At 68.6% G+C, this 23,721-nt stretch carries 24 protein-coding genes; 14 read left to right on the forward strand and 10 right to left on the reverse strand.

What is annotated here, in order from left to right; all coding sequences use genetic code 11:
* Positions 1–20 precede the first annotated feature (20 nt).
* The 7 genes from uxaC (at position 21) to QSK15_RS23915 (ending at position 9,335) form a co-directional block, all read left to right on the forward strand.
* The gene (gene uxaC, locus QSK15_RS23885; RefSeq protein WP_285796381.1) at positions 21–1,454 is read left to right on the forward strand and encodes a glucuronate isomerase; all 1,434 of its coding nucleotides are present in this window, start codon (positions 21–23) and stop codon (positions 1,452–1,454) included.
* Between the two features lie 55 nt (positions 1,455–1,509).
* Positions 1,510–2,814 carry an enolase C-terminal domain-like protein gene (locus tag QSK15_RS23890; RefSeq protein ID WP_285796382.1) on the forward strand — a complete coding sequence of 435 codons (1,305 nt, stop codon included), beginning with the start codon at positions 1,510–1,512 and terminating at the stop codon, positions 2,812–2,814.
* Positions 2,805–4,298, forward strand: coding sequence for a mannitol dehydrogenase family protein (locus tag QSK15_RS23895; RefSeq protein WP_285796383.1), 1,494 nt, complete (start codon positions 2,805–2,807; stop codon positions 4,296–4,298). Before QSK15_RS23890 ends, QSK15_RS23895 begins: the two co-directional genes overlap by 10 nt.
* Positions 4,288–5,499, forward strand: coding sequence for a Gfo/Idh/MocA family protein (locus tag QSK15_RS23900; RefSeq protein ID WP_285796384.1), 1,212 nt, complete (start codon positions 4,288–4,290; stop codon positions 5,497–5,499). The genes QSK15_RS23895 and QSK15_RS23900 overlap by 11 nt, the downstream gene beginning before the upstream one ends.
* A 28-nt stretch (positions 5,500–5,527) precedes the next feature.
* Positions 5,528–6,883 (forward strand): pectate lyase family protein, encoded by a 1,356-nt coding sequence (locus tag QSK15_RS23905; RefSeq protein ID WP_285796385.1) that lies wholly within the window; start codon positions 5,528–5,530, stop codon positions 6,881–6,883.
* An 83-nt stretch (positions 6,884–6,966) separates the two neighbouring features.
* A complete protein-coding gene (locus QSK15_RS23910) occupies positions 6,967–7,692 on the forward strand; it encodes an HD domain-containing protein (RefSeq protein ID WP_285796386.1) in 726 nt (241 codons plus the stop codon).
* A 149-nt stretch (positions 7,693–7,841) separates the two neighbouring features.
* Positions 7,842–9,335, forward strand: coding sequence for an FAD-binding oxidoreductase (locus QSK15_RS23915; RefSeq protein WP_285796387.1), 1,494 nt, complete (start codon positions 7,842–7,844; stop codon positions 9,333–9,335).
* 28 nt (positions 9,336–9,363) lie between these two features.
* On the opposite strand, the gene QSK15_RS23920 is transcribed toward QSK15_RS23915, so the two are convergent.
* The 3 genes from QSK15_RS23920 to QSK15_RS23930 all read right to left on the reverse strand — a co-directional run bounded on the left by QSK15_RS23920 (position 9,364) and on the right by QSK15_RS23930 (position 10,722).
* Positions 9,364–9,714, reverse strand: coding sequence for a hypothetical protein (locus tag QSK15_RS23920; RefSeq protein WP_285796388.1), 351 nt, complete (start codon positions 9,712–9,714; stop codon positions 9,364–9,366).
* Positions 9,715–9,831: 117 nt separating this feature from the next.
* Positions 9,832–10,197 carry a barstar family protein gene (locus tag QSK15_RS23925; RefSeq protein WP_285796389.1) on the reverse strand — a complete coding sequence of 122 codons (366 nt, stop codon included), beginning with the start codon at positions 10,195–10,197 and terminating at the stop codon, positions 9,832–9,834.
* Between the two features lie 75 nt (positions 10,198–10,272).
* Positions 10,273–10,722, reverse strand: coding sequence for a ribonuclease domain-containing protein (locus tag QSK15_RS23930; RefSeq protein WP_502889645.1), 450 nt, complete (start codon positions 10,720–10,722; stop codon positions 10,273–10,275).
* Between the two features lie 403 nt (positions 10,723–11,125).
* Between QSK15_RS23930 and QSK15_RS23935 the strand changes: the two genes are divergently transcribed.
* Positions 11,126–11,842 carry a hypothetical protein gene (locus QSK15_RS23935; protein WP_285796390.1) on the forward strand — a complete coding sequence of 239 codons (717 nt, stop codon included), beginning with the start codon at positions 11,126–11,128 and terminating at the stop codon, positions 11,840–11,842.
* Positions 11,808–12,977, forward strand: coding sequence for a hypothetical protein (locus tag QSK15_RS23940; protein ID WP_285796391.1), 1,170 nt, complete (start codon positions 11,808–11,810; stop codon positions 12,975–12,977). Before QSK15_RS23935 ends, QSK15_RS23940 begins: the two co-directional genes overlap by 35 nt.
* Positions 12,978–13,020: 43 nt before the next feature.
* Here the strand turns inward: QSK15_RS23940 and QSK15_RS23945 are convergent, their stop codons facing one another.
* A complete protein-coding gene (locus tag QSK15_RS23945) occupies positions 13,021–13,599 on the reverse strand; it encodes a DUF6642 family protein (RefSeq protein ID WP_285796392.1) in 579 nt (192 codons plus the stop codon).
* A 208-nt stretch (positions 13,600–13,807) separates the two neighbouring features.
* On the opposite strand from QSK15_RS23945, the gene QSK15_RS32630 reads away from it, so the two are divergent.
* The 3 genes from QSK15_RS32630 to QSK15_RS23955 all read left to right on the forward strand — a co-directional run bounded on the left by QSK15_RS32630 (position 13,808) and on the right by QSK15_RS23955 (position 15,116).
* Entirely contained in the window at positions 13,808–14,059 is a 252-nt protein-coding gene (locus tag QSK15_RS32630) for a DUF7662 domain-containing protein (RefSeq protein ID WP_455565557.1), read from the forward strand.
* Positions 14,053–14,781 (forward strand): 8-oxoguanine DNA glycosylase OGG fold protein, encoded by a 729-nt coding sequence (locus tag QSK15_RS32550; protein WP_352232213.1) that lies wholly within the window; start codon positions 14,053–14,055, stop codon positions 14,779–14,781. The genes QSK15_RS32630 and QSK15_RS32550 overlap by 7 nt, the downstream gene beginning before the upstream one ends.
* Before the next feature lie 167 nt (positions 14,782–14,948).
* Complete coding sequence (locus QSK15_RS23955) at positions 14,949–15,116, forward strand: hypothetical protein (protein WP_285796394.1); 168 nt, start codon at positions 14,949–14,951, stop codon at positions 15,114–15,116.
* Positions 15,117–15,214: 98 nt separating this feature from the next.
* Here the strand turns inward: QSK15_RS23955 and QSK15_RS23960 are convergent, their stop codons facing one another.
* From QSK15_RS23960 to QSK15_RS23975, 4 genes are all read right to left on the reverse strand, one after another.
* Entirely contained in the window at positions 15,215–15,739 is a 525-nt protein-coding gene (locus QSK15_RS23960) for a carboxymuconolactone decarboxylase family protein (RefSeq protein ID WP_285796395.1), read from the reverse strand.
* A gap of 502 nt (positions 15,740–16,241) precedes the next feature.
* Positions 16,242–17,111 (reverse strand): hypothetical protein, encoded by an 870-nt coding sequence (locus QSK15_RS23965; protein ID WP_285796396.1) that lies wholly within the window; start codon positions 17,109–17,111, stop codon positions 16,242–16,244.
* Positions 17,112–17,124: 13 nt separating this feature from the next.
* Positions 17,125–19,395, reverse strand: a complete 2,271-nt coding sequence (locus tag QSK15_RS23970) for a hypothetical protein (protein WP_285796397.1) — start codon at positions 19,393–19,395, stop codon at positions 17,125–17,127.
* On the reverse strand, positions 19,392–20,180 hold the full coding sequence (locus QSK15_RS23975; protein WP_285796398.1) for a hypothetical protein: 789 nt from the start codon (positions 20,178–20,180) through the stop codon (positions 19,392–19,394). The genes QSK15_RS23970 and QSK15_RS23975 overlap by 4 nt, the downstream gene beginning before the upstream one ends.
* A 169-nt stretch (positions 20,181–20,349) precedes the next feature.
* On the opposite strand from QSK15_RS23975, the gene QSK15_RS23980 reads away from it, so the two are divergent.
* A complete protein-coding gene (locus tag QSK15_RS23980) occupies positions 20,350–20,874 on the forward strand; it encodes a Pycsar system effector family protein (RefSeq protein WP_285796399.1) in 525 nt (174 codons plus the stop codon).
* Positions 20,875–20,952: 78 nt separating this feature from the next.
* Positions 20,953–21,729 carry a Crp/Fnr family transcriptional regulator gene (locus QSK15_RS23985; RefSeq protein WP_285796400.1) on the forward strand — a complete coding sequence of 259 codons (777 nt, stop codon included), beginning with the start codon at positions 20,953–20,955 and terminating at the stop codon, positions 21,727–21,729.
* Between the two features lie 143 nt (positions 21,730–21,872).
* Here the strand turns inward: QSK15_RS23985 and QSK15_RS23990 are convergent, their stop codons facing one another.
* Positions 21,873–22,211, reverse strand: a complete 339-nt coding sequence (locus QSK15_RS23990) for a hypothetical protein (protein ID WP_285796401.1) — start codon at positions 22,209–22,211, stop codon at positions 21,873–21,875.
* A gap of 52 nt (positions 22,212–22,263) precedes the next feature.
* On the reverse strand, positions 22,264–23,697 hold the full coding sequence (locus QSK15_RS23995; protein WP_285796402.1) for an AbeC-like domain-containing protein: 1,434 nt from the start codon (positions 23,695–23,697) through the stop codon (positions 22,264–22,266).
* Positions 23,698–23,721: the final 24 nt, after the last annotated feature.

The following is a 23,721-nucleotide window of genomic DNA, read 5'->3' on the forward strand; positions in this document are numbered from 1 at the left end:
CAGACGAGGAGCCGCACCCCGTGCCCACGTTCGACCACACCGACCTGCTCCTGCCGCCCGAACCGGGCCAACGGGCGCTGGCCCGGGAGTTGTACGCCCTGGCGGCGGAACAACCCATCATCTCGCCGCACGGGCACGTCGACCCGGCCCTGCTGGCCGAGGACCACCCCTTCCCGGACCCGGCGCGGCTGCTCATCGTGCCCGACCACTACCTGACCCGGATGCTGCTCAGTCAGGGCGTACCCCCGGCGGACCTGGGGGTGCCCACCCGCGACGGCAGTCCGGTGGAGGCCGACGGCCGGGTCATCTGGCGGCGCTTCGCCGCGCACTGGCACCTGTTCCGGGGCACCCCGTCGCGGCTCTGGCTGGAGCAGACCTTCCGCACCGTGTTCGGGGTGCACACCCCGTTCGGCCCGGCCACCGCCGACGCCGTCTACGACGAGATAGCGGCCCGGCTCACCGAGCCAGACTTCCGGCCCCGGGCGCTGTTCGAGCGGTTCGGCATCGAGGTCCTGGCGACCACCGAGTCGCCGCTGGACGACCTCGCCGCGCACGCCAAGCTCGCCGCCGACGGGTGGGGCGGGCCGGGCGGCCGGGTGGTCACCACGTTCCGCCCGGACGACGTGGTGGACATGGAGTACGAGGGCTGGTCGACGAACCTGGACCGGCTCGGCGACCGGGCCGGCGAGGACACCGGCACGTACACCGGCTACCTGGCCGCGCTGCGGGCCCGGCGCGCCGCGTTCATCGCCGCCGGGGCGACCTCCTCCGACCACGGCCACCCCACCGCGCGCACCCTGGACCTCACCACGGCCGAGGCTGAGCGGCTCTACGACCGGGGTCGGCGCGGCGAGGCCGACGCCGCCGACGCGGAGGCGTTCCGGGCGCACATGCTCGTGGAGTTCGCCCGGATGTCGCTCGACGACGGCCTGGTCATGCAGCTGCACCCCGGCGCGGTGCGCAACCACAACCGGTGGTTGCACGCCCGGCACGGGCGTGACGTCGGCGGCGACATCCCGCAGGCCACCGAGTACGTGCACGCGCTCGCCCCGCTACTGGAGCGCTACGGCAACGACCCCCGGCTGCGGGTGGTTCTCTACACCCTCGACGAGGACACCTTCACCCGCGAGCTGGCGCCCCTCGCGGGCGGGTACGCCGCGCTGCTGCTCGGCGCGCCCTGGTGGTTCCTGGACTCCCCCGAGGTGCTGCGCCGGTTCCGGGAGACGGTCACCGAGACCGCCGGGTTCTACAACACCGCCGGATTCGTCGACGACACCCGCGCGTTCTGCTCCATCCCGGTCCGCCACGACGTGGCCCGTCGGATCGACGCCGGCTTCCTGGCCCGCCTCGTCGCCGAGCACCGGCTGCCGATGGACGAGGCCGCCGAGACCATCGTCGACCTGGCGTACCGGCTGCCCAGGCGGGTCTTCAACTTTGGAGGCGACCACCGGTGAGCGCGAGGAGTGCAGCGCAGCGGAGCCCCGCAGTCGCGAACGAAAGGCAGGCTCAGTGAGCATCACCATCACCTCCGTCGAGGTGCACGACGTGCGCTTCCCGACCGCCGCCCGGGGCGACGGATCCGACGCGATCAACCGGGGTGACTACTCGGCGACGTACGTCGAGCTGGGCACCGACGCCGGCCCGATCGGTGCCGGGTTCACCTTCACCAACGGCCGGGGCAACGAGATCACCTGCGCGGCGGTACGGGCGCTGACCCACCACGTGCGGGGACGCACCATCGAGGAGATCACCGCCGAGCCGGTGGCGTTCTGGCGCTCGCTCAGCGCCGACGTGCAGCTGCGCTGGCTGGGCCCGGAGAAGGGCGTCATCCACATGGCGACCGGCGCGCTGGTCAACGCGGTGTGGGACCTGCGGGCCACAGTGGCCGGCAAGCCGATGTGGCGCTTCCTCGCCGAGCTGCCCACCGACGAGCTCGTGGCCAGCATCGACTTCAAGCACATCAGCGATGCGCTCACCCCCGACGAGGCAGCCGCCATCCTCGACAAGGGGCGCGACGGGCTGGCCGACCGGTTGGCGACCCTCGAACGGGACGGCTTCCCCTCGTACACCACCTCGGTCGGGTGGCTCGGCTACCCCGACGACAAGGTCCGGGCGCTGACCCGGCAGGCGTACGCCGACGGCTGGCGGGCGATGAAGATGAAGGTCGGCGGCCCGCTCGCCGACGACCTGCGGCGGGCCCGGATCATCCGCGAGGAGATCGGCCCGGACGCACTGTTGATGATGGACGCCAACCAGGTCTGGGACGTCGACGAGGCGATCACCGCGATGGCGGCCCTCGCGGAGGTCGACCCGTACTGGATCGAGGAGCCCACCCACGCCGACGACATCCTCGGGCACGCCCGGATCGCCCGCGCGGTGCGCGAGCTGACCGGCGGGCAGTGCCGGGTCGCCACCGGCGAGGTGGCCGCCAACCGGGTGATCTTCAAACAGTTGCTCCAGGCCGAGGCGATCGGCGTGATGCAGGTCGATGCCTGCCGGGTCGGTGGCGTCAACGAGGTCCTGGCCGAACTGCTGCTGGCGGCGAAGTTCGGCGTTCCGGTCTGCCCACACGCCGGCGGGGTGGGTCTCTGCGAGTACGTCCAGCACCTGGCGATCTTCGACTACCTGCGGGTGGGCACCGGGCTGGACGGTCGGATGATCGAGTACGTCGACCACCTGCACGAACACTTCGTCGACCCGGTACGGACCCGCGGCGGCCGCTACCTGCTGCCCGAGCGCCCCGGCTACAGCGCGACGATGAAGCCGGCGTCGATCGCCGAGTTCCGCTTCCCGGACGGTCCGGCATGGCGGTGACCGTCGGCGCCTCCCGGCTCGGCCTGGGTGTGCTGCGCCGACTGCCCGCCGAAGCCCGACCCCTGATCCGGCCGGGCACCGTACCGACCGGCATCGTGCACCTGGGGCTCGGCGCGTTCCACCGGGCGCACCAGGCCGTCTTCACCGAGGCGGCGGTCGGCGCAGCCGGCGGCGACTGGGGCATCGTGGCCGTCGCCCCGCGCAGCACCGCGCTGGTCGAGGCGCTCGCCGCGCAGGACAACCTGTTCAGCGTCAGCACCCTCTCCGCCGCCGGCAGCACCACCCAGGTGGTGGGCGCGCTGAGCGGCGTGCGGCACGCACCCAGCGACCCGGACGCGGTGGTGGCGCTGCTCGCCGACCCGGCGGTGCGCGTGGTGACCCTGACCGTCACCGAGAAGGCGTACCAGCTCGACCCGGTGACCGGCCAACTGTCCCCGGACCCGGCGCTCGCCGCGGACCTGGTCGGCGGCGGCCCGCCGAGCACGGTTCCGGGTCTGCTGCTGCGCGGGCTGGCCGCCCGGGCCGCCGCGGACGCCGGACCGGTGGCAGTGGTGAGCTGCGACAACCTGCCGGCCAACGGCCGACGGCTGCGCGGCATGCTCGACCAGGCGGTCGGCCGGGCGGCCGGCGTGCCCGCCGGGCTGGTCGAGTGGGTGGCCGGCAACGTCACCTGCCCGGGCACCATGGTGGACCGGATCGTGCCGGCCAGCACCCCGGGGACGATCGAGGCGGCCCGCCGGGCGCTCGGCGTGACCGACCTGGCCGCGGTGGCCGCCGAACCCTACGCGCAGTGGGTGATCGAGGACGACTTCCCCGGTGGGCGACCCGGTTGGGAGTCCGCCGGGGCGGTGCTCACCGACGACGCCGGCCCGTGGGAACGGCTGAAGCTGCGCACCCTCAACGGCGTGCACTCGGCCATCGCGTACCTCGGGGCGTTGGCCGGTCGGGAGACAATCGCCGACGCGCTGGAGATCCCCCACCTGCGCGACGTGCTGCGCCGGCTGATCGCCGAGGACGTGGCGGCCAGCTTCATCCCGCCGGACGGGGTCCGGGTGGTCGACTACGGCGAGCAGGCCCTGGCCCGGTTCGGCAACCCGGCGATCCACCACCGCACCCTGCAGGTGGCGATCGACGGCTCACAGAAGCTGCCGCAGCGCGTCCTGCACACCATCGCGGACCTGCGCGCGACCGGACGGTCCGCGCGCTGGGGCGCGCTGGTCGTGGCGTCCTGGTTGCGCTTCGCGCAGGGGTACGCCGACGACGGTCGGCCGTTGCCGTTGCAGGACCCCCTCGCCGGGCCGATCCGGGCCGCACTCGACGACGGGGTGCAGAGCCCGGCCGGCGCGGTCGATGCGGTCTTCGCGTTACGCGAGGTCATCCCGGCGGAGGTGGCCGAGGACGACGACGTGCGCGCGGACGTGATCGCCTGGCTGACCGCGTTGCAACGGCACGGCGTCGAGGCCACCCTGGCCGGTGCCCGGTGACCGGGTCGACACCGGCCGGTCGGCGGTGAGCGGGGCGACGCCGCCCCGGGTGGCGGTGATCGGGGCGAACGGGCACGGTCGGTGGCACCGGCGGGTGATCGCGCCCCTGCACGCCGCCGGTCGGCTGCGGTTGGTCGCCCTGGTCGACGTACGACCGGTGGAGGACGACCCGGCCGCCCCGGTGCCGCCCGGGGTGGCGGTGTTCACCGACCACCGGGCGATGCTCGCCGCCACCCGGCCGGACGTGGTGGTGATCTGCACGCCGCCGCACACCCACCTGACGATCGCCCGCGACGCCCTGGCCACCGGTGCGGACCTGCTGCTGGAGAAGCCTCCGGTGCTGTCGCTGGCCGAGCACGAGGAGTTGACCTGGGCGCTCACCGCCGCCGGCCGGGTGGCCCAGGTCGGCTTCCAGGCGCTCGGCTCGGCGGCGCTCACCGCGTTGACCGACGCGCTGGCCGCCGGCCGGCTGGGCACCGTCACCGGCATCTCCACCATCGCCGCCTGGCAACGGCCGGACGCCTACTACGCCCGCTCCCCCTGGGCCGGTCGTCGGACTCTGGACGGCCGGCCGGTGCTGGACGGCGCGCTCGCCAACCCGCTCGCGCACGCGGTGATGCAGTGCCTGGCGATCGCGGAGGCTCTCGCCGGGGCGACGCCCTGGCCGGTCGCGATCGAGGTGGAACGCTACCGGGTCCGGCCGATCGAGGTGGAGGACACCGCCGTGCTGCGGATCCGGTTCCGTGCCGGACCGCCGGTGCTGGTGGCGGTGACCCTGGCCGCTGAGGAGTTCGTGGCGGGCGAGGTGGTGGTGACCGGAACGACCGGGCAGGCGGTGCTGGAGTACCCGACCGACCGGTTGCGCCTACCCGGGGACGTGGTGACCCGCCGCGTGCCGGGGCGGCTGGGGCTGCTGGAGAACCTGCTCGCCCACCGGGTCGATCCGGTGGGCGTGCCGCTGATCGCGCCGCTGGCCCGTACCGCGCCGTTCACCGCGCTGCTGGACGCGCTGCGGCCGGCGCCGGAGCCCCGGCTGCTCGACGGCGATCTCGTGACCACCCTCGGCGAGGGCGGGCAGCGGGTCCGCCACCTGCGGGGCGTCGTCGACGTGTTGCGCCAGTCGGCTGAGCGGGGGGCGTTGCCGAGCGAGTTGGCGGTGCCGTGGGCGTCCGCCGCGTACCGCGCCGAGCTGGCGGGATAGACCTCCACCAAACGAACGGAGAGAGCCGATGCGCGGAATCCTCGGCTGCGCCACCGTGATCGCCGTCCTCCTCGGCGCCGCCCCGGCCGCCGCCGCGGCGAGCCCGGACGTCCCGTCCGCCGACCGGCTCTCCTGGACGGCCCGGCACCTCGGCCGGCAGACGCTGCCCGCGCGGGACGGCTGGGCGGCCGACGGACCGGGCACCACCGGCGGCTCGGCGGCCACCCCCGAGCGGAGCCGGGTGGTCCACAACCGGGCCGAACTGGTCGCCGCGTTGGGTGGCGACAACGCCAGCAACGCCACCGACGCCACCCCGAAGCTGATCTACGTCGACGGCACCATCGACGGCTTCGAAGGGCCGGACGGCACCGCGCTGGACTGCGCCGACCTGGCCGACCCGGGGTACCGGTTGGACGCCTACCTGGCCGCGTACGACCCGGCGGTGTGGGGTCGGGTGACGCCGAGTGGGCCGCTGGAGGAGGCGCGGGTGCGTTCGGTGGCCAACCAGACCCGGCAGACCCAGATCAACGTCGGCCCGAACACCACGATCGTCGGGCTGCGCGGCGCACGGCTGACCGGGCTCACCCTCATGATCGACCGGGCGTCGAACGTGATCGTCCGTAACCTCACCCTCGTCGACGCCCGGGACTGCTTCCCGGCCTGGTCACCGACCGACGGCGAGGCCGGCAACTGGAACAGCCAGTACGACCAGATCTCGGTACGCCGCAGCGAGAACGTCTGGGTCGACCACAACACCTTCACCGACGGCGACAACCCGGACAGCGTTCAGCCGGTGTACTTCGGTCGGCCGTACCAGGTGCATGACGGGTCGCTGGACGTCACCCACACCGCCAGCCTGGTCACCGCCTCGTGGAACCGCTTCTCCGGCCGGGACAAGCTGCTGCTGATCGGATCGTCCAACACCGTCGGCCCGGACGTGGGCCGGCTGCGGGTCACACTGCACCACAACCTCTTCGACGGTGTCCTGCAACGGCTGCCCCGGGTGCGTTTCGGTCAGGTCGACGTCTACAACAACCACTACCGGCTCGGTGGCGACGACTTCCAGTACGCGCTCGGCGTGGGTGTCCAGTCGGCGATCTACGCGCAGAACAACTTCTTCGCACTGGACGCGCCGGTCGACCCGGCCGACCTGCTCTACGACTGGGGCGGCACCGCGTTGACCGAGCGGGGTTCCTGGGTGCGCCGGGGCAGTGGCGTGGCGCGACCGGTCGACCTGCTGGCGGCGTACAACGCGACCCATGACCCCGACCTGGCCGCGGACGCGGGCTGGACGCCCACCCTGCGCCGCGACCCCGTCCTGCCGGCACCGTTGGTCCCCATCCTGGTGGGCCCGCTCGCCGGTGCCGACCGGTTGCCGATCTGAGCGGCTCGGCGCGCGGGTAACTCGCGGTCGGGTCGGCGACTGAGGGGCTCATCGATGCGGTGAAGATCGGCTATAAGTGACCCATGGAATTCCCGCCGCACCTGGGCAGCATGCCGATGCACGCGATCACCGAGATCCATGGCGAACCGGGCCTGCTGGAACGTTTCCGGTTGGAGGTCCAGCAGTTCGACGACGACGCCCGGGCGCGGTTGACCGCCGCGCTCGACCTCGCGGCCGACCTGCACCGCGACGATCGACGCGTCCGCGAGCCGTACCTCAACCACCTGCTGCGGGTGGCGATCCGGTTGATGCACCACTACCAGGTGCGGGACGTGGACGTGATCGTCGCCGGCCTGCTGCACGACGCTGTCGAGGACCATCCGGCGGAGCTGGCCGACGGTGACCCGGGGGCCGACCCGACCGGGGCCGCGCTGGCCGCGCTCGCCGCCCGGTTCGGGCCACGGGTGGCCACCCTGGTCGCCGCGGTGACCAATCCGGTGTACGACCCCGAGCGGGACCGCAACGCGCAGTACCGGGAGCACCTGGCGGTCAGCCTGGAGCGGGAGCCCTGGGCCCGGGTGATCAAGGTGTCGGACTTCACCGACAACGGAGTGGGCGTGATCCACACCGTGGGGCCGAAGGTGATCTCGTCGGCCCGGAAGTACCGCCCGCTGGTGCCGCTCTTCCGGGACCTGATCGGCCGACCGGACACCCCGTTGTCGCTGGCGGTGAAGCGGCACATCTTCGGCCAGCTCGACCTGGCCGAGGAGCGGTTCAGCGCCATCCTCGACCAGCCCGCGCCGAACTGATCCGTCCCTGATCACCCGACCGGGTTCCGTGACAAGTTCTCAGGTCTGCCGGAAAGCCTCACGCATTACGGTTGGTTTGCGCCAGATGAGCGGTATATCCCCTCGTGATTCATCTTTCGGGCGCGCCACCAATCGAGAGGATTCGGATCATGCGCGACCTTTCCCGTCGGGATCTGCTCAGGGCCACAGCCGTCGGCGCCGGAGCGGTCGCTATCCCGAGCGTGATCGCTGGCAGCTCGGCGATCGCGGCCGATGGTCCCGGGTGGTCCGCGGACACCACGTACCCGCCGGCACAGCTGACCGGACGTATCGTCCGCCCGCAGAGCCCCGACTACGCGCAGGCGAGCCTCGGCTGGGACGAGCTGTTCGTGCACTATCCGCTGGTCATCGTCTTCGCGCAGGAGACCCAGGACGTGGTCAACGCGCTCACCTGGGCGCGGCAGCACAACGTCGCGCTGCGGGTACGCAGTGGCCGGCACAACCTGGAAGGCTGGTCGAACGTCGACAACGGCATCGTGATCGACGTCAGTGAGCTGAAGGACGTCCACATCGACACCGCCAGCCGCACGGCGAAGCTCGGCGCGGGGCTCAACCAGTTGGAGGCGGTGACCGCCCTCGGGGAGTACGACCTCGCCGCGACAACCGGCACGGAGGGGACGGTGGGCCTCTCCGGTGCCACCCTCGGCGGCGGCTTCGGCTTCCTCACCCGCTACCTCGGGATGGCCTGCGACAACCTGATCGGCGCGGAGATCGTCGTGGCGGCGGGCGCCGACGGGGCGAAGGTGCTCAAGGTGGACCCGTGGAACCATCCGGACCTGCTCTGGGCGCTACGCGGGGCGGGTAACGGCAACTTCGGGATCGTCACCTCCCTGACCTATCAGGTCGCTCCGCTGACCAGCGTCGCCTACCTGCAGGTGACCTGGCCCGGTCTCGGTGACCTGCACGAGGTCTTCGACGCCTGGCAGCGCGTCGCACCCTTCACCGACCCCCGGCTCGGCAGCCAGGTCGAGGTCCACCCGGATGAGATCCTGCTGTTCGCGGTGCTCGCGGAGGGCTCCGAATCGGAGGCCAGGAAGCTGCTGGCGCCGATCCTGTCGATCGGAAACCCCACTGTCACCGTGCAGATCGGCGGCTGGGGCGACGTCTACGCCGGCTTCCAGATCCCTAACGAGGACGAGCCGGCGAAGTGGAAGTTCTTCTCCCAGTTCACCCGCGAGCCGTTCCCGGAGAAGGCGGTCAGCATCGTCAAGGCGTTCATGGAGAAGGCGCCCTCGCCCGACAGCAACTTCTTCACCCAGGCCTTCGGCCGCGGGGCGCAGCGGCAGGAGCCGTTCGGTGGCGCGGCGTTCCCGCACCGCGACGCGCTCTTCTACTCCGAGCCCGGCGCCGGCTGGGGCACCCGCGGCGAGCCCGACAGCGGCGACGCCGTCACCCCGATCGCCCAGACCTGGATCGCCGAGTTCAGCCAGGCGCTGCGCCCCTATGTGGACGGCGCCTACGTCAACGTGCCGAACATCGGCATGGCCGAGTGGGAGAAGGCCTACTGGGGGCGCAACTTCCCGCGGCTACGCAAGATCAAGGCGAAGTACGACCCGCACAACGTCTTCCAGTACGAGCAGAGCATCCCGCCCGCGACGCACTGACCTGACCGGCCATCGCGCCCCGCTCAGCTCACCTCACCTCATGCGCGTCCTTTGCTCTGCACCCATGGGCGCACCAACTACGGACGGTGACTGTCGCCTCCGTGGGTGCAGAGCAAAGGACGAAGGAGAGGTGGCCCGGGGGGGCGACGCCCAACTCCCGGCCGAGGTCGGCGCGGAACAGCTCGAACCGGCGTACCGCCTCGTTGATGTTCCGTTCGGCCAGGTGCACGGCGGTCAACGCCACCTGAACCGCTTCGCTGTACCGGCCCTGCGTGGTGAGCCGCTCGGCGAGCGCCCCCAGCGCGTAGCCCAGGTTGCCCTCCAGCACGGGCGCCGGCGCGGGGCGGTGTCGCTGACGCGCGACATACCTCAGAGTCATATTTATACCTCTGAGTCATATCGCTCAACCGACCATGCGCCACCAGACGCCGTCACCCACCGTGAGACGCCGTCGGCTCTGCGAATGACAGCCGGTTCACCGCGAGGCGGGAGGCGATCAGGTGGGCGAGGCCTCGCCGAGGACGACGCGCAGCGGGTGGGGCGCGGTGGTGGCGAGGTCGCCGAGCACGGTGAACAGCAGGCCGTACTGATCGGTCGGCTCGTCGGCGAGCACCTGGTCGGCGTCGGTGATCAGCAGGGTGAGCGGGCCGGCGTCGAGCAGGTCCCGGAGCACGTCGGAGAGGGCGTCCCAGGTGTTCCCCAGGTACGCCGGCAGGGCCAGCCCGGCGGCGAGCGCGGCGAACAGGTCGGCCCTGTTGCGGGCCCCCGCCCCGGCCAGCACCACCGCGCCGGGCACGTCGAGGGCGTCGTCCCGGCAGACGGTCAGCCAATCGGGGGTCCGATCCGCGTTCTCATCGACCATCATCTGCCTCCTGATCCGAGCTGGGCGACGACCTTACGGGGGCCGACCGGCCTCGACCGGCCGGCCCCGGTTCGGTCAGAGCCGGTAGAAGTCCGTGTAGTGGTTGGGCGAGAACCAGGTGACCCCGGTGCTGCGGTTCACCACGATCCGGTACGCATCCCGGGCGGCGCCCTGGGTTCGCGGGTAGACGTCGTACTCGTAGTAGGTGGCGTTGGTGGGCAGTTGACCCTCGTAGTTGTAGAACTGGCCACCGGCGAAGTTGGACTTCCCCCCGCTCCAGGAATACCAGCCACGGCTGGTCGGGAACCCCTTGGCGGACCAGCCCGAACGGGCGGTGCGGGCGTCCGCGCAGCGGCTCATGGTGCAGGAGCTGTAGACCGCCGCCGACGCCGAGTCGGTCAACCGGGGGGTGACCACGGAGGGGCCGACCAACGCGGCGGCGACCATGGCGAGGAGCAGGGCGACGCTGGTGGTACGCCGGCGGATCGCGCCGAGCGTGGCCAGCGGGGACACGAGGGTGGACACAGGCTGCCTCCAGACCATCCGATCCATCGATCCGCGTGATTGTCGGACCAGGACCAGTCTCACCGTTGCCAGTCGACGGCGACAGCCCTTGCCGCCCCAACGTCGCCACAATGCCCGGTGAACCCCGGACGACCCTCTCCCCCGCGGAGTGCCAGCCCCGGGCCCGAATGGGCGTGACCGCTTCGCCGCGGCGTCACGTCGGCGTGGCGGCGACCAGATCGGTTACCCGTTGTTAGCGTGGGATGCGAATCCGTGACCAGGGAGGGGTGGTATGGCCGACGCCCCCGACGGCAGGCCGAGACCGGCGGAGCCGCGGCGGCACTGGGCAATCCGCAGCCTCACTGCCACCCGGGACACGAGTGTCCGCGGATGGCGGTGGTGGGCGCGGAACTGGGACCGACTGGTGGCGGCCCTCCAGGACGAGGAGCCGGTCGGATTGGGCGCGCCCGCGACGCCGTCCGGTCCGCTCGTCGAGCAGCGCACCGCGCCCCGGCAGATCGTGGTGCCCGCCCAGGGCTACGTGTACTCCTTCCACATCCGCGCGACGTTCGCCTGGTCGTCGACGGTCAGCCTGCGCGCCGAGGTGCTGACCTGGTACGCCGACTACTTCATGCCGCAGGCGATCCAGCGGCTGACCCGGCTCGCCGCCGACGCCGCCCGGGAGCTGGCCCCCCATCGCGCGGCGGAACTGGAGATGCACCTGCAACAGACGCTCGCCGCGCAGTGCCCCTGGCGCTACCAGCGAGGCGACCTTGAGGTCAGCTGCGCGCCCGACGTCGCCGTCCGGCTCGACGAGCACATCAGACGAGCGGTTCAGCCACAGATCGATCGGCTGGTCAACCTCGAATGCCGCCTCGAAGAGCACCTGCGGCAGGCGCGGTACGCCGAAGAGCTCAGCCGCCGGTGGGTGGTGATCCTGGATGACCACCTGGCGGTGGCCGGCGGCGACCCGGACCTGGCCACCGCGCGCCAGCACATGCTCAGCAGACAGCGGGACGCCATCCGGTGGATCGACGAACTGCTGGCCCAGCGCCTTCGCCCGCAGCAGGGTCGGTTCGCGTCACCGACCGTCGTACCCCGACCGAGTGGCCTCGACACCGGTGGTGACCTGCCGGGTTGAGGCGGCCCAGCGAGCAATCGGCTGTCAGATTTTTGTCATTCTCGACGCCTTGATCGGCGTGCAAACATCGAAATCGGACGGTGGGCGGCTCGGTCGGCGCTACGCCCAAGAAAACAACTCCAGGACGGGTGGGCTGATGCGCAGGACCTGGCTGTTCTTCCGAAAGAGTCCACTTGTCGCCGTACTCACCGCAGGGATCGCGTTCACGCTCGCGGTGCTCGGTCAGGCGCTGGTGGGACAGCTGGGTCAGAACGTCGCCGACAAGGCCACCACCCAATCAACGTGGCTCACCGTGGTGCTCATTTTCATCCTCATCGTGGCGATCGCCATCCTCGCCTCACTACGCGGCAGCGTGGAGGAGTTGACCCGACGCGCCGGCCTCTCCATTCAGTACTATCCGCTGGATCCCGGCCGACACTCGCCGGAGCGCGACGAGAAGGCGCGGGCCCTCTACGCGGCCGCGCGGATGGTCATCGAGTCGGCGAACGAGGACGGCGACTCCCGCATCTACGCGGTCAACTCATTCGTCGAAGTCGGCGTCCAACCCGGCGACGCTCACGTAAAGGATCACAGCCTGCGCTACCTCGAATCACTCAACCGGAAGCTCGGCAAGGTCGCCTACCACCGCATCGTGCAGCTCTCGCACTTCGACATGGCCCGTTTGGAGCGCCACCCCGACGAATCGATCGCGGAGCTCGTGGCGGAGAACTACCTGGCGCACTATCGGGAAATCGTCAAAGCCGGCCAGCAGGGCAAGGAAGCGGTGCTGGAGGCGGTGCTCGGCAAATACCCGACCTGTTTCGTCCTCGTCCAGAACGCCGCAGACGGAAAATACGGTGGCCGGCTGATCTGGCAGATGCACCAACACGTCGATGGGCAGCCGCGTGAGGACATCGTCGAGCTGACCGGCATTTACATCATCAACGACCCGGACGGCATCTTCATCGGCACCTTCGTCCGCTGGTTCAACGACCTTCGGGCGGCCCAGCGGCCACGCCGGCACCTGACCCTGGCGAACCTGAACGGCACCGCACCGGCGGAGAAGACCACGACGGCCGCCCCCGCCACCCCACGGCCACGCCGGCAGTGGTGGCCAGGCCGACGAGCACCGGTCGACCAGGTCGGCGAACGGTAGGCAGCCAGCGGTCCAGGCGCACAGGTCGCCGCCCAGGCGGGACCTACGTCGAACGGCCGTTCTGGTAGACGACCCTGAACCCATAGTGTCGCGCCAGCGCCGCCCAGCGTGACGACTTAACGAGCCGCTCCACGCTGTCCACCTTGCCACCGTTGACCATGTTGTTGAGGACCACCGTCTCGAATGCCGCAGACTCGATCCAGTCGATCTCCTTGGTGAAGCCGCACAGCATCGCGGCCTTCGTCTCACGGAGGAACTCGGCGAGCGTGGTATCCGAGGCGCGAAGCACTGAGCAACTTCCGAAATAGAACCGCTTACCCTCGCACTGACCTGACATCCAGCTCGCGATCTCGGCGAGCCCTACCGAGTGCGAACTGGATAAGTGCAGCCGGGTGGGCGAGCCGTGCAGCGCGAAGAAGCCAACCTGGTATGCGGAATACTTGCGAGACAACCATCGCTCCAGGAAGTAGCGCAGCTCCTGTGGAGTAGCGGTGTCACGATGGATGAAGCGGATACTGCCGAGCCGTTCAAGCAGTTCAAGGGTCGGCAGAACTGAACCCCGCTCCGCGAGATCGTCCTCCCACTCGCCCTCAAAGCAGAAGACACCACCTGGCTTCGCCATGCCGGCTCCCCTCGCTTGATCCAGGGCGTTGATCTTAACGAATCCGATAAGCGTCGGCGTACCGCTGATAGTCCGGCCGTCTTCGGGCCGCCCGTGGCCCCGGTCGAGCCGATCGGACGAGGTCCGCGTCCGGTACCGACAATAGGCTCGCTCCTCACCTGACGGTTACAACAGGTGCCGATCTCCGGAGCGGTCCACGGAGGACGACATGTCAAAGTACAACGCCCTACGGGACCACCTCCGGCACCGGACAGGCGAGGTCAGACACACGCTGAAGGAGGTCTCTGATTTGGTGCCGGGCGGACTTCCCTCGTCGGCGTATCGGTACGAAGCGTGGTGGGCCAACGGCGACCCCAGCCATCCGCAGAGCCGGTCATGGGGCGATGCCGGATTCACAGCTCATCCGGATCTTGCGCGTGGCACAGTTCGATTCGTCCCAGAGCAGAGGACGTCATGGTGACGGGGAAACCACCCTGCACGCCGCTCTTCGATGAAGAGCCTCCCCCGCGTGAGGCGTACATCCTTGATCATGGATTGCGGTTCAATCCGGAAAGCTGGCAACGGCGGCTGCCTGACGGAATCGACCTACCGGCCCGATTCGGTGCTCTCCCGCGCCTCGACCGATGGCCGCGGATCACACGGGGTGACCTGCTTCGTGACGGCGCAGCTGCGGACACCGGCAGCGCGGCAGTCGACGTTCTGATCGGGGCGTACGCATGGGGCCACGGGTTGCCCGCCCGTCGGGGACCCGCCCGCCTACGCCAAGTGTTCGACCGCAACGTCAGCCGGGTCGAACAGCATCTTGGTGAGACCCTCCACCTGGTGCGAACCAGGGGCTCTCTCGCCGCATACGAAGGCCTTAATCACGGCGGCGACCAGAGATTGAAAGGGCTGGGTGCTTCCTTCTTCACCAAGCTGCTCTACTTCTTTGGCTGGGATTCCGTGGTGGGAGGTCATCGACCCTTGATCATGGACCAGTACGTCGTGATCGGCTTGAACGCATCCCGGAACACCGAGTGGAAGCCACTCGGCCCATGGACGACGGACCAGTACTGCGAGTACCTCTCCTGGGCCAAGGAAAAGGCAAGGGGATGGGGCGCCGGGACGGAGACTGACGTTGTGGAGCGGGCAGTCTGGGAGTACGGGAAGTGCCTGGCAAACACGCGACGAGACGCTTCCTGAACTGGAACAAGCGCCTGCGACCACAACAGACGGGGAACGTTCACGGTCGGGGCTGCTGCTCCTGCTTAGGACGTGGACAAGCCTCTCCTCGACCGACTCAACTGGCAGACCATGCACGCCCGGGAGTGCCCGCCGGCCCAGGAGCAGGGCCGCAACTCCGGCCACTGGTGACCGCGCGCCCCTGCCCGGGCGACCTGCTCGTCATCGACAGCCGGGCGTCGGTGCAGTTCGCTGGGGATCGCGCGCTGACCTTCCGCGTCGTCTCGGTCTGCGAGCAGCCGACGTACGAGGGTTGGGTCTGGTTGACCGGCTACGTCCTCAACCCGCCGAGGTAACGCGACAGCCAAACGTGAGGTCTTCGTCCAACTCGCCGGCCTCCGCCGCGCTCCCGCGCCCGCTGCATCAACTCCGGGCAGGGTGCGTCTCGCTGGGTCTAACCGCCGAAGCTCAGCGCCTGCCGCAGATCCGCGTCCAGGCTCTCCTGGTACTGCGGATCGGGCTCAGCCCCGGCAGCACTGAGGACGGTGCTGAAAAAGCATCTCGCGCCAACGGTGAGGATGACGCGGAAGATATCCGTGTCATCGAGACCGTGAGCGCGCAGGCCCGCGACGTCGGCCTCGGTGACGGAGGTCGCATCGGCCGCGACCTTGCCTGCGAAGTTGACGACGGCGACCTCCTGCGCGGAGAGACCGGCGCTGCCGTGGTCCGACGCGATGGCGGCGACAGTCGGCGCGTCGAAGAACTTGTCGCGCAGAAACTTCCCATGTGCCAGACCGCAGTAGGAGGACTTGAGGGCCCGGGCCGCGGCGAGGGTCGCCAACTCATAGCGGCGCAACTCCATCCCGTCCTTCACCGCGCCGTTGAGCTGCTGCCATGCCAGGTACACCGCCGGGTCGTGGGCGAACAACCTGGTGTAGTTGGGCAGGTAGCCCATCGCCTTCGTGTCGGTGTCGAACATCCGCTCGGTGTCCGGGGACCGCTCTGCCTGCCGTAGGAAACTCATCCGACTCCTCCCTGCTTGGACCCGGACGGTACGCCGTTGGGGCTGCGGACGCTGTCGGGAAACCGGCCGTGCGCGACGAGCCGGACGGTCGTCAGGTGTCGGGCCGCCGCCTCACTCCCGGCTCGTTACCGCACCGTCCAGCTTCGGCAGCAGCGCCGGATCCTCCATCGGGGAGAACAACCACGTATCCCTGCCCCACCGCGCGCCGCATCGACTACCTCATGCAGCCGCTTCATCGCCCGGTATACCGCCGCGTCGTGAAACAGCACCGGTCCATCAGAGGCAGACAGCAGGGCGTACAGCGACGGCACAGTACGCAGCCACGCTGCCTGCTCGACGCACTTCCCCAGCATGATCGCCGCCCGCGCCCTCCATGACGCTGTCCGCGCTGAGCGCGGTGTCCCATGTCGGATTCAGGGCCTGCGTCGGGCGTCCCGGTCCGGCCTTCTGTCACGGTCTACCCGCTGGGCGGTGCTGCGTGTCGACCGTTTCCGTTCATCCCGGTCGCCTCTGGAGTCGGCGGCGTCGCCTCGTCCCTGAGGATGTCGTCCAGAAGCTTAATGATCTCTGCGGCTTCGTGCTCTTCCAAGGGCTGCCCGACTCGGCCGCTACGGCGCAGGGCTTCCTCGAGTAGGGCCGCCAGGCGCTCGACGTTTGACCGTTCCTCCTTCAGGACGAATTGGTCGAGGACGTTGGCAAGCTCCTGGTCGGTGAGGCGAAGGGCAGCGGGCGCCAGTGGGCTCAGGCGTAGACGATCGATCAGAGCGATCCAGCGTTGCGTCAGCTGGTCGGTCAGTTGGATCCGACGAATCCGCAGCTCGTGTTCGCTCTCTTCCCGGAGCCGCTGCAGGTGGGCGTGCCGAAGTTCGGCCTTCACGTCCTCGTCGAGCTTCACCCGCACCTCTGGCTTGCAGTGCAATACGACACCCTGACGCTCGTAACGTCGACGACCGCGAGAGAGCTCACGGTTGAGCTGAATCTCCAGGGCACCTGCCTGGTGAGGATGGAAATGTCGAGCGAGGTCCGCCGCCTTGTGTTCGACGTCGCGACGGGCGAGGTCCGCGAACTGCAGCGACCACGCGCCGAGCTGATCCTCCCTCAAACCTTCCGAGTACCAGGTGAGAGCCACATGTATTTCGAACGAGAAGACATGGCCCCGAGCTGGGACGATGACCGGCCTGGGGTGGCGGCGGCGTTGGGTGAGGTCGGGCGGCGGCGTCCGATCCCAATAGCCGAGCGCCACTCGAAAGTGGCTCAGCAGACGGCGAATGGGGCTGGCGCCCTGGGGGAGCGCCGATTTTGGAGAAACCCGATTATCTGGGGTCATGGTGGCTCCTGGATCAGGCGGGGGAAGTGGATGTCGTTGGGGCCTTCGAGAGCCAGTAGTTGAGCCGGGAACGGATCGCGGGTTCAGCGGCAAGCCTCATCGCGAGCGCTCGGACCGGCTCCCTGAGTCGTGCGTCGCTGGCACCACTGCGTAGCCAAGCCGCGAGGCGCCGCCACGCGGCGACGGAGCATCCGGGATCGAGGAGTACGACTCGCCACAGCGTGGCCACCCGATCGACCATGGATGGCTGGGCCTCCAGGAGAGCCACGAGCTGATCAACTCGCTCGGTGAGCGGCTCCTCCAGCCAGTTCAGGAAGGCGAGGGTGGCAGCAGCGCGGAGAGTCACGTCGTCGCTTTCGAGCCACCAGGAAAGGACGTTGATCGTCCATGCGCTGCCGTACTTTCGAGACAGATTATCGATCGCGTCCGTGACGGTCCAGATGGACGACGCGTTGGCATTTGCTGCCACGGCAGTGAGGGCGCGTGCGGTCTGGAAGGGGTGCCGTGGCGTGTAGCCCATCCCCCACACCATCGCTGCGGTGTCTCGTTCGAACGCCGACCTGGAGTGGGCGAGCCATTCGAGCTTCTTACCCACGTCTGCCCTGACCTGAGAGCTCACCGTCAAGCCAACCGGCACCGCACCGTCGAGGTTTGCGGCGGAAGCCATGGCGGCTGCGGCTGCCTTCCGCCTTCCGCGCCTTCGATCCCTCGCCCATCGCCGAATCACCTCCTCGTAGACCTGCTCGAAGTCATGAGTGGCGAAGATCGCAGCGGCGACTGCGGCGCAGTTGCTGAACCCTGGGGCAGGATGGGCGGCGAGTTCGTCGATCCATTCAATGAGGGCCGGGCGGGTGTTGTCGAAATCGTTCCAGGCAACGTCGAGGATCGCCCTCACCATCTCGGGCTTTATTTGGGCCACTCTCGCCTTGGTATGCGGAGACTCTCCCTCCGTGGCTCTGTCGTGCCAGTCAGCTCCTAGTTCCTGACCCAGCAGGGCCGGCATGTCGTTGAGCAGGGCGGGTCGGCCGATGGCCGGCTCATTGAAGAGTCGATCGAGTTTTCCGAGCAGCAGACCAGCACCCTCTGAAACCCGCGCCATGGATTGTCCAGCGAACACCGCGTAGGCGATCCGCAACGCTCGTCTATGTTGTGCGGGTCTGTTCTGAAAAACCGGTTCTTTGTCGTCGGGCAGCAAGAGGATCTGCCGCGCCTTATCGCGGTACCGCTTGTTCTCGGATGGCAGCAGCGCCACGAAACCATGAGCGTCTGCCGGGAGTTCACGCGCGATCGTTTCCGCGTGCAGGACGCACTCGCCCGGTCTCGTCAGCAGATCAATTAACCTGCTCACCTCTGGTGTGAGCATCTGGACCATGTACGCTCTCCCGCAACTGCGATCACAATCGATGCAGTTGCCAACGCATTTCTCTCTGAGGTGATACAAGAGATGCTGACGGAAGACCTCTACACGCGAGACCGATGAGTGGTGGAACACCTCGGCCCGGTGGCGGGACGTCTCGGACTCCTCCGTGTCGCGAATTATGACCCCGCTACATTCGTTCTCGTGAAACGCCGCCTCGATAGATCGGACGGCGCTCCGGACCTGCCGGCCGCCAACCTTGATGATGTAACCAACGCCCTTCTCCAGAAAATCGGGCTGCTCACGGATCAATCGGACGTCGTCCAATCCGGGAGGCATCACAATCTCCATGACCTCGTCGGACCCAATATGCTCTGCGAGAGCGACGCAGGCGACCGTCGAACGACCGCTGCCCACTGGTCCAGCAAGTCCCACTACTGGGTAACGACGCAACCGATCCCGCAACTCACCGAAGTGGGCTGGCCGCACGAAGGTGTGACGCCTCGCGGTCAGGTCGCTGATTCGGTCGGCGAAGAACCTCGGCTTCGAGTTGCCCTGCCCGAGATTCAGATTTCCGATGACCGTTGCCCGATCGCCGAACGCACTGGGACCAGTGTTGCTCAAGTCCTCGATCCGGAACCCACTGCCCCTGCGTGACGTGAAGGAGCGAAGGGTGGGATTGGCGCGAATGAAATCGTCAGGCGAGTCGCGATCATCATTCCGCTCGTCGGATACGTCTGTCGGGTCTTCCGAATCGCGATGGCCTCTGTCATCCGATTTCGCCTCGCGCTGCGTACCCTGCTCTGGAACAGGTCGCGACTCCGCGGAATCTGGGCTTTGCGGCGCAGCGGGCGCAGCCGGATCGGCGGCTGGCTCGGCCGCCGGCGCACCCGCCTGCACCGCCCCTGTTGCGGACTCCGGGCTCACTGTCGCCCCTGCCGATGAGCTCGTGCATCCTCCGTGCCCCACGCTCGGCCATTGTCACCGAAGACGCTCGGACCGTGGGTGACTACCGACCCAAAGGTGAAGCGGCTGCCACCCGTCGGCTCGGCTTCGACTCGCTCGGTTCCGCCCAGGTCAGGCCGAGGGGCCGGTGTCGAGGCGTCGACAGATGCGATCGGCCCGGCGTTGACATTCTCATCGGGAATGAAGATCCAGGCCTCATCGCCGAACGATTTGACGCGAACGCTGACCCGACCGTAACGCTCCTTCCGAATCCCGCTGTACGACTGGCTCACTATCTCCTGGTAGATCGTTGAAGACACAATCATCCCTACCGCTGCCGCAGGGAACGACGCCAACGCCTCCTTTAGCGCGGGCGCCTCCACCAGGCGAGCCGCAGTCACCACTGCTGATCCGGCGTAACCGTTCTCGGTCCTCGTCACAAGTCCCTGGTGGAATGCGACCCGCATCCGCACCTGCGCGTGCGCGCCGGCATCCCGATTGTGGTCGCGGAGGATCCGGTCCATGGCGGGTGCGAGGTCGGCAACAAGCCGAGGTTCAGGCGTCCCGAGGGGAAAGAGCGCGAGTTCCCCATCCCCGGACGGCTGGATCTCCCAGCCGTCCCGGTCAAGCCCGCACTGCTCGGCTGCCCTTCGCATGAGTCGACGGAAGTTCATCTGGGCGTTGACCTGGCCGGCGTCGTCGTGCCGGCTGTAGCTCTCCATGTCGACGAACATGATCAATCTGCGGTCTGGCTGCAGCGTTGCCATTCTTGCCTCCGCACGCTCGGCGCTCCTGGTCATGTCACTTATAGCGATGGCCAGCCGTGGGAAACCCGTCGAAGTACGGGTTGTCAGGAAGTAGCTGAGCATGTGTCGGATTCGCGAGATCCCATATTCCTACGGACGTCGACGGCACCCGGTTGCCTTCACTGGATGCATGACCACCTCATCGCGCCATGTGAAAAACCGCCGGTCCGACCTGGAGGTAGATCGGGCACTCGCCGCGACCCGCCTACACCAGGACGCCATCCGACATGCCGACGCCAAGATCTCTCAGCTGTTCGCCTTCCACGGCTCGGTGGTAGCGCTCATTGTCAGCAAGGCGCCCGCGGTCTTCGACCTCATGGATTCCCCCGTCCTATCCATGGTCGTCTCCGGAGTCGGCTTGCTCTTCGTGATCACTCTCCTGATTGCGGCGCGACACCTCGCCATCGGCTTTCGACCACAGACGTCCGGCCCCCGCTCGCCCAACAGGTTCGGGTTCCCAGCGCAGCCGAGCGCCCGCATCGAGCCGCCACGCCTCGACGCGGGTCGGGAGGCCACCGAAGCATGGTCTCTGGCGACGGTTCTCGCGAACACCGCACTCAGGAAGCACCGGCGGGTGCAGGCGGCTGTGCCGTGGAGCGTGGCGGCGAGTTGCGCCGCCACAGTTTGGCTGGCCATTGCCCTGATGAGCGATTGAAAGAGGCAGTGCAGGGCTTCTCCCGGGATCCGCAATCAGAAATACTTGCATCCGTTGACTAACCGTGCTGCATCCGACATGAGCAGGGTTGCCGCCGACGAACGGGGTGCTGAGGTGCGACGCGACCACGAGCAGCCGCCGACGAGCCTTCGCTGGCCTCCTGGCACGCTGCTCGCGTGTCTCAGCCCGAAGACACGAGCCAACCTTCTCGCGTTGGGAACAACCGTCTCGGTTAAAGCCGGAGACCACATCTTGCGGGAGGGAACCACCGGTAATCACTTGGTACTGCTCAGGGAAGCCCTAACAAAAGTAACCGTCAACATGGCAGATGGCCGTCAGACGCTCTTGGCGATCCGGGTCTCGGGTGACCTGGTCGGCGAAATCTCCGCGCTCAATGACACCCCACGGACGGCGACGGTCACGACGTGCGGTGCGGGATTGGTCAGCGTCATCTACAAGCGAGAGTGGTATCCATTTCTACATGACCAGCCGGAGGCGGCGCTTGCCCTGGCAAGGACCATCGCGGCGCGCTTCCGGTGGGCGAACCGCCGCCGAGTCGACTTCACCGCCTACCCGGCAAAGATCCGCCTGGCACGCGTTCTGGCCGAGCTCTCGACGGCGCACGGAGAGGCCATCAGCGACGGACGCACCGTCGGTGTGGCGCTGACTCAGCCGGAGTTGGCGTCACTCTGCGGTGCTGCGGAGCCGACGGTCGAGAAGGCCCTCCGCGAACTGCGTCGGGCGGGAGTCATCCGGACCGGTTACCGGCAGATCGTCGTTCACGATCTGGCGCAGCTACAACGTGTCGGCCACCTGGGAGACATCGGTCCACACTGGTCCGCGGGTGCCAACTGACCCCCGTACGGCTCACAGACACCGGCCCACCCGAGCATCCGGGCGGTCGATCATCCGGCCCGGCCGAACCGCCACCTCACCTGCCGACTGGGCGCCTCCCTCGTGCTCGCCGATCGAGGTCGCCAGGGCGACGTTCACATCCGCTACAGGCTGTTGACGGCCTGGGAGACGCGCAGCACGGCGTCGGCGACGGCGGTCACCGTTCCGGCGCCTGCCAGCAGCGCCGGTAGCAGGCCGCGGATGCCCTCCACGTTGGGACGTGGCTCGGCGGCGTACGCCGCTGCCGTGCTCGCCAACTGGGTCAGCCGTTCGGCCTCGCGAACCTCCGTCCGGTGCTTCGCGATCTCGTCGATTAGGGCGGCGACGAGCCCGGAAAGGTCCGAGCCTCGACTGAAATCGTTGCTCCGGTTGTGCACCTGCGCGTGGTCACCGAAGACGTTCGCCTCACCGTTGATGTCACCGCTGAAGTTGAACTGACTCACTGACTCGTCCTTCCGGGTCGCCCGCTGGCCGGGCCTGCGGGACACCAACCGATCAGTCCGCCTGGTCGTCGCGATCGACATTCGTCACGCGTCCGTGGTTTCCGAAGATGTTGCCCCGGCCGGACACCTCTCCGATGTTGGTGATGTTGTTGATGATCCGCTGCTTTCCGGCGGCTATCTCGGACGTGTCGATGCCCTTGTCCGTCAGGAACGCGACCAGACAGTCGATAACTCCTCGCTGCATCCGCAGCAGACAGTCGCGCACATCCGCGACTTCGAAATAGCTCTCGATGCTGTTGCTGGCCGCGAGTTCCCGGGCGCTGAAGGGCGCCCCGTAGTCGTAGCGTCGCCCCTCCTCGAGCGCCTCGTAGTGCTGCTGCATCCGTTCCTCGTGCGCCTCGGCCAGGTCGATGCCCCGGTCCGAGCGCAGGAACAGCTGGGCAAGGTAGGTACGCCACGCCGCGAGGGCGAGGGCCCAGGTGGTCGAGCGTCCGTGCAGCGGGCTCAGATCCTCCCCGAACAGGCCGTAGAAGCCGGTGGCGGGCGCGGGGTCGCGACGGACGGGTGGCAGCACGAAGGCGGCGAACTCGCAGGACAGAATGCCCTGGTCGAGGGTGTAGCGGGCGAAGAGGGTGACGACGATCTGGCCGCCGACGAGGCTCTTCGCCAGACACACGTACGTCCTGGCCTGCTCCCCCGGCGCGTCGCTGCCCAGGTCGACCCAGGAGGTTTCCAGTCGGGACGGCGGGCGTACCTCGTCGGGGTGGAACAGGCCCTCACAGTCCGGCAGCACGTCCCCCCGCACGTAGATCCGCTTGGTGACCTCGATGTCGCTGAGCCCGAGCCGTGACCGGGCGAGCCGGATCAGATCGTCGTGCAGCTCTCGGATGGAAAAGGTCGCGGGTGTGCGCGTACCGTCCTGGTTCTTTTCTCGGCCGCGGCTGACGTCGATGGGTGGCAGAGCCCAGCGGCCGACCTCGGTGCCGCTGCCGACGAACGGGTTGCCCGCGGCAACGTCGAAGACGATCATGTTGGCGTCCTGCAGGTCGGCGAGCTCGTCCTCCAGTTCGGACTCGACCTCGGGCGCCTGGGCGGCCAGCGCCTTCTCCTCGGCCATGGTGCCGATCGCCGCCGCGCGGGTCTCCTGGAGGCTGAGGAAGGTGGTGCGCCACCCGACCCCGCACGCCACGGCGATGAGCGGCAGCGTGAGCAGCGCCGTCGCCAGCCCGTCACGCCAGAGGAGGAGGATGCCCAGCCCGACCAGACCGAGTAACGCGTAACGCGTCATCGCGACCGCGTCGTACAGCTTCCGCCAATGGGTGTCGGCCGCCTGGGCGTGGCGCACCAGCGCGACCGCGTCCACTCCGAAAGAGGGACACCATGCCTTCGGGTTGTCGAGGCTGTACAGCAGCAACACCTGCGCCGCCAACGGCGGACGCAGATGCATGGCGCCGCACATCTGCCGGCTGGCCAGGTCCTTTGGCACCGAGGGCAGCGTCGACCCTCCGTC

The sequence above is a fragment of the Micromonospora sp. NBRC 107095 genome (genome assembly GCF_030269705.1).
GTDB lineage: Bacteria > Actinomycetota > Actinomycetes > Mycobacteriales > Micromonosporaceae > Micromonospora > Micromonospora parva.

Coding starts and splice junctions, on each gene's coding strand:
- QSK15_RS23895 (WP_285796383.1), top strand. CDS start 2,805: ATGGCGGTGACCGTCGGCGCCTCCCGGCTCGGCCTGGGTGTGCTGCGC.
- QSK15_RS23905 (WP_285796385.1), top strand. CDS start 5,528: ATGCGCGGAATCCTCGGCTGCGCCACCGTGATCGCCGTCCTCCTCGGC.
- QSK15_RS23910 (WP_285796386.1), top strand. CDS start 6,967: ATGGAATTCCCGCCGCACCTGGGCAGCATGCCGATGCACGCGATCACC.
- QSK15_RS23915 (WP_285796387.1), top strand. CDS start 7,842: ATGCGCGACCTTTCCCGTCGGGATCTGCTCAGGGCCACAGCCGTCGGC.
- QSK15_RS23920 (WP_285796388.1), bottom strand. CDS start 9,714: ATGACTCTGAGGTATGTCGCGCGTCAGCGACACCGCCCCGCGCCGGCG.
- QSK15_RS23925 (WP_285796389.1), bottom strand. CDS start 10,197: ATGGTCGATGAGAACGCGGATCGGACCCCCGATTGGCTGACCGTCTGC.
- QSK15_RS23945 (WP_285796392.1), bottom strand. CDS start 13,599: ATGGCGAAGCCAGGTGGTGTCTTCTGCTTTGAGGGCGAGTGGGAGGAC.
- QSK15_RS32630 (WP_455565557.1), top strand. CDS start 13,808: ATGTCAAAGTACAACGCCCTACGGGACCACCTCCGGCACCGGACAGGC.
- QSK15_RS32550 (WP_352232213.1), top strand. CDS start 14,053: ATGGTGACGGGGAAACCACCCTGCACGCCGCTCTTCGATGAAGAGCCT.
- QSK15_RS23960 (WP_285796395.1), bottom strand. CDS start 15,739: ATGTTCGACACCGACACGAAGGCGATGGGCTACCTGCCCAACTACACC.
- QSK15_RS23965 (WP_285796396.1), bottom strand. CDS start 17,111: ATGACCCCAGATAATCGGGTTTCTCCAAAATCGGCGCTCCCCCAGGGC.
- QSK15_RS23975 (WP_285796398.1), bottom strand. CDS start 20,180: ATGGCAACGCTGCAGCCAGACCGCAGATTGATCATGTTCGTCGACATG.
- QSK15_RS23980 (WP_285796399.1), top strand. CDS start 20,350: ATGACCACCTCATCGCGCCATGTGAAAAACCGCCGGTCCGACCTGGAG.
- QSK15_RS23985 (WP_285796400.1), top strand. CDS start 20,953: ATGAGCAGGGTTGCCGCCGACGAACGGGGTGCTGAGGTGCGACGCGAC.